General features: G+C 67.2%; 14 protein-coding genes. 3 read left to right on the top strand and 11 right to left on the bottom strand.

Translation table 11 applies throughout. The annotated features are described in order from the left end of the window. Window positions 1-332 precede the first annotated feature (332 nt). On the bottom strand, window positions 333-1,235 hold the full coding sequence (locus ABGA94_RS01115; protein WP_188238877.1) for a peptidylprolyl isomerase: 903 nt from the start codon (window positions 1,233-1,235) through the stop codon (window positions 333-335). A gap of 136 nt (window positions 1,236-1,371) precedes the next feature. Here ABGA94_RS01115 and ABGA94_RS01110 point away from each other — a divergent pair, with 136 nt between their 5' ends. Next, window positions 1,372-1,737, top strand: coding sequence for a PadR family transcriptional regulator (locus ABGA94_RS01110; RefSeq protein WP_004150914.1), 366 nt, complete (start codon window positions 1,372-1,374; stop codon window positions 1,735-1,737). Beyond that, entirely contained in the window at window positions 1,734-2,723 is a 990-nt protein-coding gene (locus ABGA94_RS01105) for a sensor domain-containing protein (protein WP_069137999.1), read from the top strand. Before ABGA94_RS01110 ends, ABGA94_RS01105 begins: the two co-directional genes overlap by 4 nt. Before the next feature lie 109 nt (window positions 2,724-2,832). On the opposite strand, the gene ABGA94_RS01100 is transcribed toward ABGA94_RS01105, so the two are convergent. Next, the gene (locus ABGA94_RS01100) at window positions 2,833-4,140 is read right to left on the bottom strand and encodes a polyhydroxyalkanoate depolymerase (RefSeq protein ID WP_053497077.1); all 1,308 of its coding nucleotides are present in this window, start codon (window positions 4,138-4,140) and stop codon (window positions 2,833-2,835) included. Window positions 4,141-4,233: 93 nt separating this feature from the next. Then, the gene (locus tag ABGA94_RS01095) at window positions 4,234-4,824 is read right to left on the bottom strand and encodes a class I SAM-dependent methyltransferase (protein WP_005415837.1); all 591 of its coding nucleotides are present in this window, start codon (window positions 4,822-4,824) and stop codon (window positions 4,234-4,236) included. 187 nt (window positions 4,825-5,011) lie between these two features. On the opposite strand from ABGA94_RS01095, the gene ABGA94_RS01090 reads away from it, so the two are divergent. Then, complete coding sequence (locus tag ABGA94_RS01090) at window positions 5,012-5,467, top strand: CopD family protein (protein WP_053497082.1); 456 nt, start codon at window positions 5,012-5,014, stop codon at window positions 5,465-5,467. 275 nt (window positions 5,468-5,742) lie between these two features. Here the strand turns inward: ABGA94_RS01090 and ABGA94_RS01085 are convergent, their stop codons facing one another. The 8 genes from ABGA94_RS01085 to lpxD form a co-directional block, all read right to left on the bottom strand. After that, a complete protein-coding gene (locus ABGA94_RS01085; protein ID WP_019659134.1) occupies window positions 5,743-6,702 on the bottom strand; it encodes an acetyl-CoA carboxylase carboxyltransferase subunit alpha in 960 nt (319 codons plus the stop codon). Between the two features lie 113 nt (window positions 6,703-6,815). Beyond that, complete coding sequence (locus ABGA94_RS01080) at window positions 6,816-7,685, bottom strand: hypothetical protein (RefSeq protein WP_375366122.1); 870 nt, start codon at window positions 7,683-7,685, stop codon at window positions 6,816-6,818. A gap of 55 nt (window positions 7,686-7,740) precedes the next feature. Further along, window positions 7,741-11,331 (bottom strand): DNA polymerase III subunit alpha, encoded by a 3,591-nt coding sequence (dnaE, locus tag ABGA94_RS01075; protein WP_111201421.1) that lies wholly within the window; start codon window positions 11,329-11,331, stop codon window positions 7,741-7,743. A 183-nt stretch (window positions 11,332-11,514) separates the two neighbouring features. Next, window positions 11,515-12,174 (bottom strand): ribonuclease HII, encoded by a 660-nt coding sequence (locus ABGA94_RS01070; RefSeq protein ID WP_005415842.1) that lies wholly within the window; start codon window positions 12,172-12,174, stop codon window positions 11,515-11,517. Next, window positions 12,171-13,373 carry a lipid-A-disaccharide synthase gene (lpxB, locus tag ABGA94_RS01065; RefSeq protein ID WP_375366127.1) on the bottom strand — a complete coding sequence of 401 codons (1,203 nt, stop codon included), beginning with the start codon at window positions 13,371-13,373 and terminating at the stop codon, window positions 12,171-12,173. The genes ABGA94_RS01070 and lpxB overlap by 4 nt, the downstream gene beginning before the upstream one ends. 53 nt (window positions 13,374-13,426) lie before the next feature. Continuing rightward, entirely contained in the window at window positions 13,427-14,218 is a 792-nt protein-coding gene (gene lpxA / locus ABGA94_RS01060; RefSeq protein ID WP_005415844.1) for an acyl-ACP--UDP-N-acetylglucosamine O-acyltransferase, read from the bottom strand. 16 nt (window positions 14,219-14,234) lie between these two features. Next, complete coding sequence (fabZ, locus tag ABGA94_RS01055; RefSeq protein WP_005415845.1) at window positions 14,235-14,693, bottom strand: 3-hydroxyacyl-ACP dehydratase FabZ; 459 nt, start codon at window positions 14,691-14,693, stop codon at window positions 14,235-14,237. After that, window positions 14,690-15,712, bottom strand: a complete 1,023-nt coding sequence (gene lpxD, locus ABGA94_RS01050; protein WP_065177436.1) for a UDP-3-O-(3-hydroxymyristoyl)glucosamine N-acyltransferase — start codon at window positions 15,710-15,712, stop codon at window positions 14,690-14,692. Before lpxD ends, fabZ begins: the two co-directional genes overlap by 4 nt. Between the last annotated feature and the right edge of the window lie 200 nt (window positions 15,713-15,912).

Genomic DNA, 15,912 nt, shown 5'->3' with positions numbered 1-15,912 from the left:
GGACCCAAGGTCAAGAGCCACAGCTGCACGACGATGCTTGGTAGTGCCGGGCCCGGCGAGCGAAGCGACCGCTTCTGCCTTTGATCTTGGATCCGCCTTGAGCGAGCCGAGCACCGCAGGTCCGGCGAGGGCGAAGAGGCGCGGGTGTCTGAGCGCAGCGAGTTCCCGCGCCGTCCCTCGACGGGCCGAGGAGCGCAGGGTACCGGCGCGCAGCGCCGGCTCGCGACCGGCGGAACGTTTCTTTTGGTTACTTTTCTTTGCGTACAAAGAAAAGTAACGCCCATGAACAGTGACGTACCTTCAGCACGCGCAACGCGCAGCAAGCCAGGCTCCTACCGCACCGGCACCGGAATATTGCAGAGATCGATATGCCCCGCCGGGCGCTTGTAGAAATCATCCACGCGGTTGCGCCGCGCCTCCACCGTATCGGCGAAGGTCTTCGAATCGGTGCGCAGTACCTGGATCGGCGTGCGCTCGGCCGCCGGCACGTCGCTGGCACGGCGGATCGACACGATCGGCGTGCGCAGCTTCGGGTCGGTGTAGAAGCCCATCGGCGCCGGTCCGCGCGGGGTCGCGCTGAGCAGTTCCATGCCCTTCAGCACGCGGCCGACCAGGGTGATGTTGCGGTCGAGCTGGCGCGGTGACTGGCCGGTCACTACGTACAGTTCGGCGCCGATGCTGCTGTCTTCCTCGTTGCTGCGGCCGGCGCCGAGCATCCCGTAGCAGTGCGCCAGCCAGGCCTTGCCGGCTTGCGGGTCCTGGCCGACCGGGAAGCCGTCGACGAAACCGGTCTGCGCGGCCCAGCCATCGCGGTCCGGCAGCACGCTGACCTTCAGGCCGGCGCTGGCGCGCTCGAACTCGGCCGGCAGCTTGCGCGCGGCGCTGCCGAACGGCTTGGCCTTGGCCGCGTCATCGGCGTCGGCATCGCCGAACTGCACCACGAAGTTGTCCTGAGAGCGGTAGATGCTGGTGCCGTCCCAGAAGTGCTCGTGGGCGAAGGTCTGGATGTTGGCGACATGGCGCGGGGCGAACTGCGGCGCCAGCTCGATGATCACGCGCCCGGCCGGCAGGTCCATGTACAGCAGGTTGGCCGGGTCCGGCGTGCGCCAGTCGCTGGCCGGCGAGGCGTCCAAGATCTGCTGCGGGCTGCGGTAAGGCGAGGCCGCGCTGGCCATGGCGGGCAGCAGGCAGGCGAGGGCGAGGGCGGTCAGGGCAAGGCGACGGCGGTGCGGCATGGGAACCCCGGAACATGAACGAGGCTTCGATTCTGCGCGAGCAATTCGGTCACGCCAACCGGCAGAGTGACTAACGACACATTCGCTATACCGAACTTCGCACTACTGTGGACTTCAACGTAGTGGAGGACCGGCCATGTCCGAGGACGATGTCCACCTGAAGAAGTTCCAGAAGGAGCTCAGCGCCGGAACGGTGTCGCTGGCCCTGCTGGCGGTGCTGGCCCGGGCCGGGGAGCCGCTGTACGGCTATCTCATTGCCAAGGAGCTGGAGCGGGTGGGCGAGGGCGTGCTGAGCGGCAAGCAGAGCGCGCTGTACCCGGTGCTGCGCAACCTGGAGGGCGCCGGGCTGCTGGAAAGCCATGTGGAGCCATCCAGCAGTGGTCCGCCCCGGCGCTACTACCGCATCAATGAACGTGGCCGCGAGGTGCTGGCGCAGTGGCGCCAGGCGTGGCAGGCCACCCGTGATTCCGTCGATTCCGTGTTGGAGGGGGTACCGCAATGAACGACCCGAGCCTGGCAGGCCGCGCCCTGCCGACCACCATTCCGCAGTACCTGGCGCAGCTGCGCGCTGCGCTGGAAGGTGCCGATCCGGCGATGGTGCAGGACGCGTTGTACGACGCCGAGGAATACCTGCGCTCGGAGCTGGCCGCGCAGCCCGGCCGCAGCGAGGCCGAGGTGATCGCCGACGTTGCCGGCAGCTATGGCGCGCCGGACGAAGTGGCCGACATCTACCGCGAGACCGAAGTGACAGTGAACCGCGCGCTGCGCACGCCGCGTGCGGATACCGCGCCGGTGCTGCGTGCGGCGGCGGAAGCCAGTGGCGTCGAGCCGGCCTCACCGCCGCCGGCGCCGGTGCAACGCTCGCTGCTGGCGCGCTTCTTCGGCGTGGTGGCCGATCCGCATACCTATGGCGCGCTGTTCTACATGCTGCTGTCGCTGGCCACCGGCATTTTCTTCTTCACCTGGGTGGTGACCGGCCTGTCGCTCTCGCTCGGCCTGTTGATCCTGATCGTCGGCATTCCGCTGACCGTGCTGTTCTTCGGCTCGGTGCGCGGGCTGGCGCTGCTGGAAGGGCGGCTGGTGGAAGCATTGCTGGGCGAGCGCATGCCGCGCCGTCCGCGCTACACCGACCGCAGCCGCACGTGGCTGCAGCGCATCGGCGACATGTTCACCGATGGCCGTACCTGGCTGACCCTGCTGTACTTCGTGCTGATGCTGCCGCTGGGCGTGATCTACTTCACCATCGCGGTGACGCTGCTGTCGCTGTCGCTGAGCCTGATCTGGGCGCCGGTTGCGGCGATCTTCAGTGGCGACATCCCGGGTGTGTACATCAACGACGTGAATGTACTGCCGATGGCGGCCTCGCCGCTGGTGGCGATCGCGGTTGCCGCGGCGGGCGCGCTGCTGCTGCTGCTGACGATGCACCTGGCACGCGGCATCGGCAAGCTGCACGGGCTGATCGCCAAGAACCTGCTGGTGCGGTTGTAATGGTCAGGGGTCGGATCCCTGTTCGGAGAACAGGGCTCTGACCCCGGATCCCATCATGCTGGGTCAGAGCCCTTTCCGTTGGAAAGGGATCCGACCCCACGGCGGGGAGTTACCCCGCCTTTCGCCGCAACGGAGTGACGTTGCTCTTCTTCTTCGTGGCCTTCGCCGCAGGTGCTTCGGCATGCGCGGCGAAGAAGTCGCGCACCTTCGGATACACCACCTCGCGCCAGCGACGGCCGCTGAAGATGCCGTAGTGGCCGGCGCCTTCGACGATGAAATGCTCGCGGCGGTCAGTAGCAATGCCGGTGCACAGCGCCTGCGCTGCTTCGGTCTGGCCAAGGCCGGCGATATCGTCCAGTTCGCCCTCGATGCTCAGCAGCGCGGTATCGCGGATCGCCGACGGGTCGACCTTCTCGCCGTTGACCACCCACTCGCCACGCGGCAGCAGGAAGTCCTGGAACACCACGCGGATGGTATCCAGGTAGTACTTGGCCGGCATGTCCAGCACCGCGTTGTACTCGTCGTAGAAGCGACGGTGCGCGTCGGCGTCTTCCAGGTCGCCCTTGACCAGGTCGGTGTAGAAATCCCAGTGCGAACTGAAGTGGCGGCTGGGGTTCATCGACAGGAAGCCGGCGTGCTGCAGGAAGCCCGGATACACGCGGCGGCCGGCGCCGGGATAGCTGGCCGGCACGGTGTGGATGACGTTGTTCTCGAACCACGACAGCGGGTTCTGCGTGGCCAGGTTGTTCACCGCGGTCGGGCTGCAGCGCGCATCGATCGGGCCGCCCATCATCACCAGGGTGCGCGGAGTCGGCTCGCCACGGCTGGCCATCAGTGAAACCGCGGCCAGCACCGGTACCGTCGGCTGGCACACGCTGACCACGTGCAGGCGTTCGACGCCCAGATGGCGGATGAACTCCTGGATGTAGGCGATGTAGTCGTCCAGGCCGAACTCGCCTTCGTTGGCCGGCACCATGCGCGCGTCCACCCAGTCGGTGACGTACACACGGTGGTCGCGCAGCAGCGTGCGCACCGTATCGCGCAGCAGCGTGGCGTGGTGCCCGGACAGCGGTGCCACCACCAGCACGAACGGCTGGTTGAGCATGGTGTGCAGCTGGTCGGCTTCATTGCTGTGGCGCTTGAAGCGCAGCAGCTTGCAGAACGGCTTGCTCACTTCCTCGTGCACGACGATCGGCACGCGCTCGCCGTCGACCTCGATTTCGTTGATGCCCCACTCGGGCTTCTCGTAATCCTTGCCGATGCGGTGGAACAGCTCATTGACCGCCGCCAGGCGATCAGCGCCGGGCATCTGCGACCACCAGTGGCCCGGGTTGGCGAAGAATTTGGCGTTGGCCTGGGCCTGGTGCACCCAGGGGGCGAGCAGGTTGCGGGTCAGTTCGTGCAGTTGATAGAGCATGACGACCGAATATGTATGGTCATATGTTGCCGCGCAGCATATCCCATCCGGGTGTCCCGCAGGTTAAGTTGGCTGAAAATAATGAATCCGGATTCACATCCGTTCCAGCGCGGCGGCATCGCCTGCCAGGGCGGGGCCCAGCCAGCAGTGCGACCCTACCGGCTGCAGGCCGTGCCGGGCCAGCGTCCGCCGATACCAGCGTGCTGGGCGGGCCTGGAAGCCGTCGTGGTCGCCTTCGAACGCGTCCTCGGCGGCGAAGGTCTCCAGGAAGGCCACACCGCCGGTCAGCTCGGCCACGCCGGCCAGGCCGGCGCGCAGCTCGCGGTCGGGCACGTAGTGCATCACGTCCGAACACACCAGCAGGTCGACCGGGGCGCAGGGCCGCAGCCAGGCGAAGTCGCCGAAGCTGGCCAGGTGCAGGTTGCGGGTGCGGCCGTAGCGGCGCACAGCGTACTCGCTGCTGTCGAAGCCCAGGTATTCGACCTTCGGACGCAGCTTCAGCAGCGGTGCGCGCCAGGCGCCTTCGCCGCAGCCGATGTCCAGCACACTGCGGATCGGTCGTTCCAGGTAGTACTCGGCACTGGCCACGGCCAACGCGACCTTGCGCGCCAGGCGGGCGCTGCCGCCGATGTCGGCGCGGCGGTACCAGCGTTGGAAGTAGGCGGCGTCGTAGGTCTTGTCCATGGGGCGGTGCGCGGTCGGGGGAAACGGCGCCTATCGTACGGCGTTGCGCCCCCGGGTGTGGCGGACCCGCAGTAGAGCCACGCCACGCATGGCTGTCCTGATGCGGCGATTGGACGCGGCAGCCACCCATGAGGTGGCTCTACTGCGACAATAGGCGCCCATCTACGCCAGCCGCCGGAGCGAGCGCATGCAGAGCTACTACTGGGTCAAGACCTTCCACATCGTGTTCGTGGTGGCGTGGATGGCCACGGTGTTCTACCTGCCGCGCATCCTGGTCAACCTGGCCGAGACCGCAGGCCAGCCGGCGGTGACCGAGCGCCTGCAGCTGATGGGCCTGCGCCTGTACCGTTTCGGCCACTCGATGTTCGGCCTGGCCTTTGTGCTGGGCCTGGTGCTGTGGCTGGGCTACAAGGTCATCCCGGATTTCCCGACCATGGTCGCGCCGGGCGGCGCTGGCTGGCTGCACGCCAAGCTGGGCCTGGTGGTGGTGCTGCTGGTGTATTTCAGCTGGATCGGCCGTCTGTTGAAGGGCGTGGCCAAGGGCAGGGCGCTGCCGTCGTCGCGCGCGCTGCGCTGGATCAACGAGATCCCGCTGCTGGCGTTCATTCCGATCGTGTGGCTGGTGCTGGCCAAGCCGTTCTGAACGGGGCGCGCAGCGCATCGCACAGATGCATCCACGCATGGCGTGGATCTACTGGGTGCAGCTGTGGCTTTTGATGTTCAGGTCCGCCATGAGCGAGCCGAGCATCGCAGGTGAAACAGGGGCGAAGAGGCGCCGATGTCTGAGCGCAGCGAGTTCGGCGCCGTCCCCTGATTCACCGAGAAGCGCAGGGAACCGGTGCATAGCACCGGCTCGCGTTCGGCGGCGTGTTCTTTGGTTACTTTCTTGCACGAGCAAGAAAGTAACAAGCCGATGAATCAGGCCGCTTCGTACGTGCCGTAGCTGCGCAGGCGGGTGTAGCGCTGCTCCAGCAGCTGTTCGGTGGACAGCTTGTCCAGCGCGTCCAGTTCGTTCAGCAGCACGGCCTTCAGGCGCTTGGCCATCTGGGTCGGATTGCGGTGGGCGCCGCCGGTGGGCTCGCGCACGACCTTGTCGACCAGGCCCAGGCTCTTCAGGCGCGGCGCGGTCAGGCCCAGCTGCTCGGCGGCTTCCTTGGCCTTGCCGGCGTCCTTCCACAGGATCGAGGCGCAGCCTTCCGGGGTGATGGTCGAGTACACCGCGTATTCCAGCATCACGGTGCGGTCGCCCACGCCCAGCGCCAGCGCGCCGCCGGAGCCGCCTTCACCGATCACGGTGCAGATGATCGGCACCTTCAGCTCGGCCATCTCGATCAGGTTGCGCGCGATCGCTTCGGACTGGCCGCGCGATTCGGCGTCGATACCCGGCCAGGCACCGGCGGTGTCGATCAGGGTCAGCACCGGCAGGCCGAAGCGCTCGGCCATCTTCATCAGGCGCAGCGCCTTGCGGTAGCCCTCCGGCTTGGGCATGCCGAAGTTGCGCTTGATCTTTTCCTTGGTGTCGCGACCCTTCTGGTGGCCGATCACCATTACCGCGCGGCCATTGATGCGGGCCAGGCCGCCCATGATCGCCTTGTCGTCGGCGAAGGCGCGGTCACCGGCCAGCTCCTGGAACTCATCGAACATGACGCGGATGTAGTCGGCGGTGTACGGACGCGACGGGTGCCGGGCCAGCTGCAGCACCTGCCACGAGGTCAGGTTGCGGAAGATCTGCGCGGTGCGCATGCGCAGCTTGTCCTGCAGCGCGTGCACTTCCGCCTCGACATTGACCGCCGGCCCGGCACTGGCGTTGCGCAGTTCCTGGATCTTGGCTTCCAGGTCGGCGATGGGTTGCTCGAAGTCGAGGTAGTTCGGATTCATCGGAAGCCGTCGTGTAAAGAAGGGGGCAATTCTAGCCGAATGCGTGCAAACCACCCGTACGCCTTCGTCTGGAAGGCGACGGTAGCGCAGCCGGGCAGGCGGCGCCAGTCAGCTCAGGGCACCACCAGGGCACTGCGGCCCATCAACTGGCTGCGCTGGGAAACGAAGTCGTTGTAGGCCTCGTTGGCCTCCCGGCCCAGGCCGCTGCCCAGGGTGGCAGTGGCCGAGGTGAAGGCCATCTGCGCAGCGAAGTCCTGCTTGCGCAGGGCCTTCTGTTCATCGGCGGTGGTGGCCTTCAGCCATCGCGCGTAGACCTCGCGAAGCGGCGCGGCATGCGCCTCGAAGGCCGGTGCCAGCGCCGGCAGGCTGGCCGGTGCCGGTTCAAGGCTGTATGCCGGGGCCACGTAGCCGGCCGGCTGTTCGCGCTTGAATGCACCGGGTTCGCCCATGCCTTCTTCGACGTAGGCGATGAAATCCGGTGCCGTGAACACCTTGGCGACGATCTGGCCACCACTGGAATCGACGTGGGCGACCACCTTTTCCTTCGGGAAGGGTTCGCGCACGCCGTAGGTCCAGGTCTTGTCGATGAACAGTTCGTGGGTCTTCTCGAACGGGCCCTCGAAGTCGACGCCGCCCAGCTCGATGCCGGCCTTGCCGGTGCCGAAGTTCTTCAGCTTGCTCTCGTCGGTGACATAAACCTCGCGTGCGATCACGTACTCGCTCAGGGTCGGGTTGATCAGGCCGCCGCGGCCATCGACGTAGACGATGAAGCGCACATCGCCGAGCGTGTCGGTGTGCAGGCGATGCTCGCCCACGGCCAGCGAAACTGGGCGCGAGCCGTGCGCGGCGACCGGCAGGTCCTTGCCATCGATGCTCAGCGCCAGCGGCGTGTCGGTCGGATTGTCGATCTGGAACTCGATCTTCGACGGCGAGCAGGCGGCCAGCGCCAGTGCGGCAACGAACGGGAACAGCAGGGTCTTCATCGGCAATCGTCCTTGATGACTGGAACGGGAAAACAGGAACACGAAGCAGCCAGCCTCAGCTGGCCCACGGCGGGCTGTAGCGCACCTTCAGCGTGCGTACGGCCGGGTCGGCGCGCAGCGCCTCCATCAGCTTGGAATCGATGCGCACTGCGCTCTGCCCGGAGACATCCAGCATGCCGGCGACACCGCCGTGCGGGCCCTTCAGCAGCAGGTCCAGGCGCAGCGGCGTGCGCCCCGGGCGATGGCGGTCGAGCAGGGCATTGATGCGCTCCCAGACCGGGCGCTGCTGGCGCAGGTCCAGGCGCAGCGACAGCCGCGTGGCGTAGTTGGCGCACACTTCGTCGAAGTCCCAGCACTGGCGGATGCGCAACGCGAAGCCGCCGTTGAATTCGTCCTCACGCAGGCCGCCCTTGACCACCAGGATGCGGTCCTTGGTCATCAGGTGGCCGAACTCGGCCATCGCATCGGAGAACGCGCTGCACTCCACCCGGCCGCGACCGTCCTCCAGCTGGATGAAGATCTGGCTTTCGCCCTTGCGGCGCACGCCGACCACCTGGCCGGCCAGCACGGTCTGCACTTCCGGGCGCCAGCGCTTCTCGCCGCCACCGCCGCCGCCGCTGTTGGCGCTCCAGATTTTCTCCACCGAACCCAGGTCGTTGCCTACCAGATCGCGCACATCGTCGCGCCAGGGATCGAACGGGTGGCCGCTGAGGTAGAAGCCCAGCGTGTCGCGCTCGCCGTTGAGGCGCTGAAGCAGCGGCCATTCTTCGGCTTCCGGCAGGTCCAGCTGGATCGAAACGGTGCTCGGATCGGGCCCGCCAAACAGCGAATTCTGCCCGGACGCACGCTCGCGTGCCATCTGGTCGGTGGCCTTGATCACTTCCGGCAGCTGCAGCATCAGCGAGGCACGGTTGCGGCCGAGTTCATCGAGCGCGCCACAGTTGATCATCGCTTCCAGCGTGCGCCGGTTGAGCTTGGCCGAGCCGACACGGGTGCAGAAGTCCAGCAGATCCTTGAACGGTCCGCCCTTCAGTCGTTCCTCGACCACCGCTTCGCAGGCGCCCTGGCCGACGCCCTTGATCGCGCCCAGACCGTACTGGATCGTGTCCGGTGTGACCGCTTCGAACATGAAGGCCGACTGGTTCACCTTCGGCGGCAGCACGGTCAGGCCGAGGTTGCGCACCTCGTCGAGGAAGCCGACCACCTTGTCGGTGTTGTCCAGGTCCGAAGACAGCGTGGCCGCCATGAACTCGGCCGGGTAATGGCGCTTCAGCCAGGCGGTCTGGTAGCTGACCAGTGCGTATGCAGCGGCGTGCGACTTGTTGAAGCCATAGCCGGCGAACTTCTCCATCAGGTCGAAGATTTCGTCGGCCTTGGGGCCATCGACGCCGCCCTTGGCTGCACCTTCGCGGAAGATCTCGCGGTGCTTGGCCATTTCCGCCGGCACCTTCTTGCCCATCGCGCGTCGCAGCAGGTCAGCGCCGCCCAGCGAGTAGCCGCCGACGATCTGCGCCATCTGCATCACCTGCTCCTGGTACACCATGATGCCGTAGGTGTCCTTCAGAATCGCTTCGGTGCGCGGATCGGGATAGATGATCTCTTCCTGGCCGTGCTTGCGCGCGTTGAAGGAGGGAATCAGGTCCATCGGGCCGGGGCGATACAGCGACACCAGCGCGATCAGGTCTTCGAAGCGGTCGGGGCGCGCGTCCTTCAGCAGGCGGCGCATGCCCGAGGATTCGAACTGGAACACCGCGCCGGTGTTGCCGTTGGCGAAGATGTCCTTGTAGGTGGGCGCATCGTCGAGCGGGATCGCGGCAATGTCGACCGGCGGAATGCCCGCGCGTTCGTGGCGCTTGTTGATCGCCTTCACTGCCCAGTCGATGATGGTCAGCGTGCGCAGGCCGAGGAAGTCGAACTTCACCAGGCCCACTTCTTCCACGTCGTTCTTGTCGAACTGGGTGACCGGATTCTTGCCGAGCCCATTTTCGTCGTGTTCGGCGTACAGCGGGCAGAACTCGCTCAGCGGCTCGGGCCCGATCACCACGCCACCGGCGTGCTTGCCGGCGTTGCGGGTCAGGTCTTCCAGCTGCAGCGCCAGATCGATCAGGTCGCGGACATCGTCCTCGGTTTCATAGCGCTGGATCAGTTCGGCCGAGGCCATTTCCGAGCTCGGGCCTTCCTTGCCCTTGCCCAGCGCATCCTTCAGGTGGATGCCCAGGATGTTCGGGATCAGCTTGGAAACACCGTCGACCAGGCCATACGGGAAGCCGAGCACGCGGCCGGAGTCGCGCACCACCGCCTTGGCGGCCATGGTGCCGTAGGTGATGATCTGGCTGACGCGCTCGCGCCCGTACTTGCGCGCGACGTAGTCGATCACCTCGTCGCGGCGGTCCATGCAGAAGTCGATGTCGAAGTCGGGCATCGACACGCGTTCCGGGTTCAGGAATCGCTCGAACAGCAGGTTGTACGGCAGCGGGTCCAGATCGGTGATCTTCAGCGCCCAGGCCACCAGCGAGCCGGCACCCGAGCCGCGGCCGGGACCGATCGGGATGCCCTGGTTCTTGCCCCACTGGATGAAGTCGGCCACGATCAGGAAGTAGCCGGGGAAGCCCATCTTGATGATGGTGTTGAGCTCGAACTCCAGGCGCTCGAAGTACTCCTCACGGGTCTTGCCCGGCGCCAGCGGATTCTTCTCCAGGCGCTCTTCCAGGCCGTCGCGCGACATCTTCTGGATCCAGGTGTCCAGGGTCTCGTCGTCGGGCACCGGGTAGTTGGGCAGGAAGTAGGTGCCCAGCCGCATCTCGATGTTGCAGCGCTCGGCCAGCGCCAGCGTGTTGTCGATCGCATCGGGGATGTCGGCGAACAGCGCGCACATCTCCTCGGCCGACTTCAGGTACTGCTGGTCGCTGTACTCGCGCGGACGCTTGGGATCGTCCAGCACGCGGCCGGTGGAAATGCACACGCGCGCTTCGTGCGCGCTGAAATCCGACGGCGACAGGAAGCGCACGTCATTGCTGGCGACCACCGGCAGGCCGCGCTGGCCGGCAGCCATCAGCGCGAACTGGTTGAAGCTTTCCTCGCCCTCGCGGCCGGTACGGGTCAGCTCCAGGTGCAGGCCATCGCCGAACACGCGCTGCCAGTCGGCCAGCTGCTGCTCGGCCAGTTCATGCTTGCCGTCCAGTGCCAGGCGCCCGGCCAGGCTCTGCCGGCCGGCCAGCGCGAACAGGTTGGCATTGCCGGCCTTCAGCCAGTCCGGGTGGATGGCCACGCCGCCTTCCGGGCGATGGCCCTCCATCCAGGCGCGGGTCAGCAGCCGTGACAGGCTCAGGTAGCCCTCGCGGTCGCGGCACAGCAGGGTCATCCGCCACGGGTCCTGGCCTTCCTCGGCGATCAGCACGTCGGCACCGGCGATCGGCTTGATGCCCACGCCTTCGGCGGCCTTGTAGAACTTGACCAGGGCGAACAGGTTGTTGAGATCGGTCACCGCCAGCGCAGGCAGGCCGAGCTCGACCGAGCGCGACAGCAGGTTGGCCTGCTTGGCCTTCTTCGGGTCCGCCTGGTCCGGCTTGGCCGGCACGCGGATGGTCGAGTCCGCCAGCGAGAACTCGGTGTGGACGTGGAGATGTACGAAGCGGGAGTTGGACATGCCGGACCAGGTTGGAGCGCGCGGGCCCCGGGTGCTGACGGAGGTTCGTCGCCGGGGTCGGGAAGCGCTGGAATGCCCGGTCAGGGTAGCGAGGGCAGGGGGTTGCCACAAGGCTTGACAGGGGCACGGCGTGGCGCCGGATTCAGGCGTGCGGGAGGCCGCCTCCTGTAGCGCCGAGCAGGCTCAGGCGATGGCCGCGACAGCCGGCGCTTCCAGGCACTCGCGCACCGGGGCGAAGCTGCGCCGGTGCTCCACGCAGGGGCCGTGCTCGCGCAGGGCGGCCAGGTGGGCCGGAGTGCCATAGCCCTTGTGCTGCTCGAACCCATACTGGGGGTGGCGGGCGTGCACGTCCTGCATGTAGCGATCGCGCGAGACCTTGGCCAGGATCGAGGCGGCCATGATCGCGCGGTCGATGCCATCGCCGCCGACCAGCGCCTGCGCCGGCAGTACCAGGCCCTTGGGTACCACGTTGCCGTCGATGCGGGCGAAGCCGGCCACGTGGGCGACCGCTGCAACGACGTCACGCATGCCCTGCAGGGTGGCCTGGTAGATGTTCAGGCGGTCGATGGTGTCCACGTCCACCAGCACCACATGCCAGGCCAGGGCGCGCTCGACGATGCGGTCATGCAGCTGCTCGCGGCGGGCAGCGGTCAACTGCTTGGAATCATCCAGGCCGTTGATCCGTGGCCGTGACGGATCGAATACCACCGCCGCCACCGCCACCGGCCCGGCCAGCGGGCCACGCCCGGCCTCGTCGACACCGGCGACCAGGCGCTCCGGCTCGACCACTGCCGTACCGTCGAACAGGGCCAGGCTTGCTGCTGCGGCGTGGCGGCGGCTCATGCCTGCGCCTGGTCGCGCATCAGCAGCTCGCCGACGGCATCGGCGGCACGCGCCGAGGCGTTGCGTCGCAGTCGCTCGTGCAGGCGCACATAAGTGTCCTGCAGGTCGATCACCCGCTGCGGGTGGTCGAACCACTGCTGGATGGCCGCGGCCAGCCTGTCCGGCGTGCAGTCGTGCTGCATCAGCTCCGGTGCCAGGTCCTGGCCGGCCAGGATGTTGGGCAGGGCGAAGCGGTCGACTTTGATCAGGCCAAGCGCCTTGACCAGTCGATAGGTCAGTTCGTTGACGCGGTAACCGACCACCATCGGCCGCTTCACCAGCATGGCTTCCAGGGTCGCGGTGCCGGAGGCCAGCACCACCACGTCGGCGGCGATCATCGCGTTGCGCGCCTGGCCGTCAAGCACGTGCGAGTAGGCCACCGGCAGCGCCGAGCGCGACAGCTGTTCTTCGATCAGCTGCCTGCAGGCCGGGTTGGCGGCAGGCACCACCACATGCAGGCCCGGAATGCGTTCGGAGACCTGCCAGGCGGCTTCGAAGAACGGTTCGCCCAGGCGCGAGATCTCGCCGAGGCGGCTGCCCGGCAACACCGCCAGCACCTTGGCCGAGGCCGGCAGGCCGAGCGCGGCGCGTGCTTCCTCGCGGTTGCCTTGCAGCGGAATGTCATCGGCCATCGGGTGGCCGACGAAGCGCGCGTCGATGCCGTGCCGGGCATAGATCGGCGGCTCCATCGGGAACAGGCACAGCACCAGGTCGGCGCTGCTGCCGATTTTCTCGGCGCGCTTTTCGCGCCAGGCCCAGACCGACGGGCTGACGTAATGCACGGTGCGCACGCCACGCTGCTTCAGCCAGCGCTCGATGCCCAGGTTGAAGTCGGGGGCGTCGATGCCGATGAACACGTCCGGCTGCCAGTCCAGCGCACGCTGGTGGAACGCCGAGCGCAGCTTGAGCAGGCGCGGCAGGTGGCGCAGCACTTCGGTCAGGCCCATCACCGCCAGCTCGCTGGCATCGTGCCAGGTCTGGCAGCCGGCGCTGCGCATGGCGTCGCCACCGATACCGGCGAACTCGGCATTCGGGAAGCGCGCCTTCAGTTCACGCACCAGGCCCGCACCGAGCAGGTCGCCGGAGGCTTCACCGGCAACCAGCGCGATCCGCAACGGGCGCTCGCTGAGCACCCGCTGCGCGGGAACGCTGCCGGCCATCGAGGCAAGCGGGATCACCGCGGCGCCGGCCGGCGCCTGGCCGGTCGAGCTGCTCATCGCAGCAGGGGCCTCTCGGCGTGCTCGATGAAGTCCAGCATCGCCTTCACGTCGTCGCTGTCACGCGCCTGTTCGGTCAGCTGCACCTTGGCCTCTGCCAGCGGCAGGCCCGCGACGTACAGCGTGCGGTACGCACGCTTGATGGCCGAAATGCGGTCAGCGTCAAAGCCGCGCCGCTTCAGGCCTTCGCTGTTGATGCCACGCGGGCGTCCCAGCGAATCGGTGCCGACCATGGTGAACGGCGGTACGTCACCATTGGTCAGCGCGCCCATGCCGAGGAAGGCATGCGCGCCGATGCGGCAGAACTGGTGGGCACCGGCGAAGCCGCTGATGATCACGTAGTCGCCCACGGTCACATGGCCGGCCAGGGTGGTGTTGTTGGAGAACACGCAGAAGTTGCCGACATGGCAGTCGTGTGCCACGTGCGTGTAGGCCAGCATCCAGTTGTCGTTGCCGATGGTGGTGATGCCGCCGCCGCCGCCGGTGCCACGGTTGAGCGTGACGAACTCGCGGAACACGTTGCGATCGCCGATCACCAGTTCGGTGCGCTCGCCGCCGAACTTCTTGTCCTGCGGCTCGCCACCGATCGCGGCATGGCCGACGAAGCGGTTGTCGCGGCCGATCCGGGTCGGGCCGTGGATGCTGCAATGGGGGCCCACCACCGTGCCGGCACCGATTTCAACGTCGGGGCCGATCAGGGTGAAGGCGCCCACCTGAACATCGTCAGCCAGGCGTGCGGCCGGGTCGATGACGGCGGTAGGGTGGATCCGCGGTGCGTTGTCAGTCATTGCTGCCTCCAGTGGATCAGCCCTTGGCGCCGGCACACATGACCTCGGCCGACGCGACGACTTCGCCGTTGACCTTGGCTTCGCCGTAGTACCAGCCCATGTTGCGGATCAGGCGCTTCATCTGCACGTCCAGCATCAGCACGTCACCGGGCACGACCTGCTTGTTGAAGCGGGCGTTTTCCACCTTGACCATGTAGAACAGCTTGGACTGCGCATCGCGGCCGAGCGTGAGCTGGGTCATGACGCCGCCAGCCTGCGCCAGCGCTTCGATGATCAGCACCCCGGGCATGATCGGGCGGCCCGGGAAGTGGCCCTGGAAGAACGGCTCGTTGATGCTGACGTTCTTCTGCGCCAGGATCCGCTTGGCCTCGACGTCGAGTTCAAGCACCCGGTCCACCAGCAGGAACGGGTAGCGGTGCGGAAGCAGTTCCTGGATCTGGCAGACGTCGATCGGAAGCTGCAGCGAATCGTTCATTCTTTCTCCTTGCCAGCAGCCAGAACGCGGCGAGCCAATGCGTCCAGCTGCTTGAAGCGCGCGGCGTTCTTGCGCCACGTGCGGTTGTCGGTCAATGGGGTGCCGGACGAATACTCGCCCGGCTCATGGATGGAGTTGCGGACCACCGACTTGCCGGTGATCACGACCTTGTCGCAGATCTCGAGGTGGCCGACCACGCCAACGTGGCCGCCGAGGAGGCAGTAGCGGCCGATCTTGGCGCTGCCGGCGATGCCGGTGCAGCCGGCAATGGCCGAGTGCGCGCCGATCTGCACGTTGTGCGCGATCTGCACCAGGTTGTCCAGGCGCACGTCTTCGTCCAGCACGGTGTCTTCCAGCGCACCACGGTCGACGCAGGTGTTGGCGCCGATCTCGCAGTCATCGCCGATGCGGACGCCGCCGAGCTGCGGCACCTTGATCCACTTGCCGGCGTCCATCGCCAGGCCGAAGCCATCGGCGCCGAGTACGGCACCGGGATGCACGCGCACGCGCTTGCCCAGCCTGACCCGGGTGACCAGGGTGACCCGTGCGATCAGCTCACAGCCGGAATCCAGGCTGCAGTCCTCGCCGATCACGCTGCCGGTGCCGATGATGCAGTTCTCGCCGACGACGCTGCGCGCACCCACTGAGACGAACGGGCCGATATGGGCGCTGGCCGCGACCTGGGCGCTGGGATCGATCACCGCGCTGGGGTGAATGCCCGGCGGGCGGGTCGGCGCGATGTCGAACAGCGCGGCGATCTTGGCGAAGGTGGTGTACGGGTCCTTGGCGACGAGCGCGGCGCCGGGAGCGGACTCGGCGTCGTCGGCACGCAGCACCACCAGCGAGGCCTGGCTGTCGGCCAGCTGGGCGCGGTAGCGCGGGTTGGCAAGGAAGGTCAGCTGGCCAGGACCGGCATGGGCGAGGGTAGCCACGCCATGGATGGCGGTAGCGGGATCGCCATGGACCTGCAGGCCGAACTGCTCGGCGAGTTGCTGGGCGGTGTAGGTGGGAGTATTCACGGCGGGAGTTTAACGTGTGGCGCCATTTCGGTCATGCGGTGGGGCATATGCAGCCAACGGCAGGGCCCCTCACGGCCGGCAGAGCCAGTGTCATGGGCTGGGTCGGACGGGGCGGGGCTGCGGGGGGCGGCGCAAGTACGTCCATGTAGCCTTGGTCGCCGCATCCATGCGGCTCACACCCCCGCAGCCCCACCCCGTCC

It is taken from the genome of Stenotrophomonas sp. 3diitr2024, from assembly GCF_042136455.1.
Lineage (GTDB): Bacteria > Pseudomonadota > Gammaproteobacteria > Xanthomonadales > Xanthomonadaceae > Stenotrophomonas > Stenotrophomonas sepilia.
The sequence above is the reverse complement of the archived record's forward strand: the minus strand, read 5'-3'. Positions and strand labels throughout refer to the sequence as shown.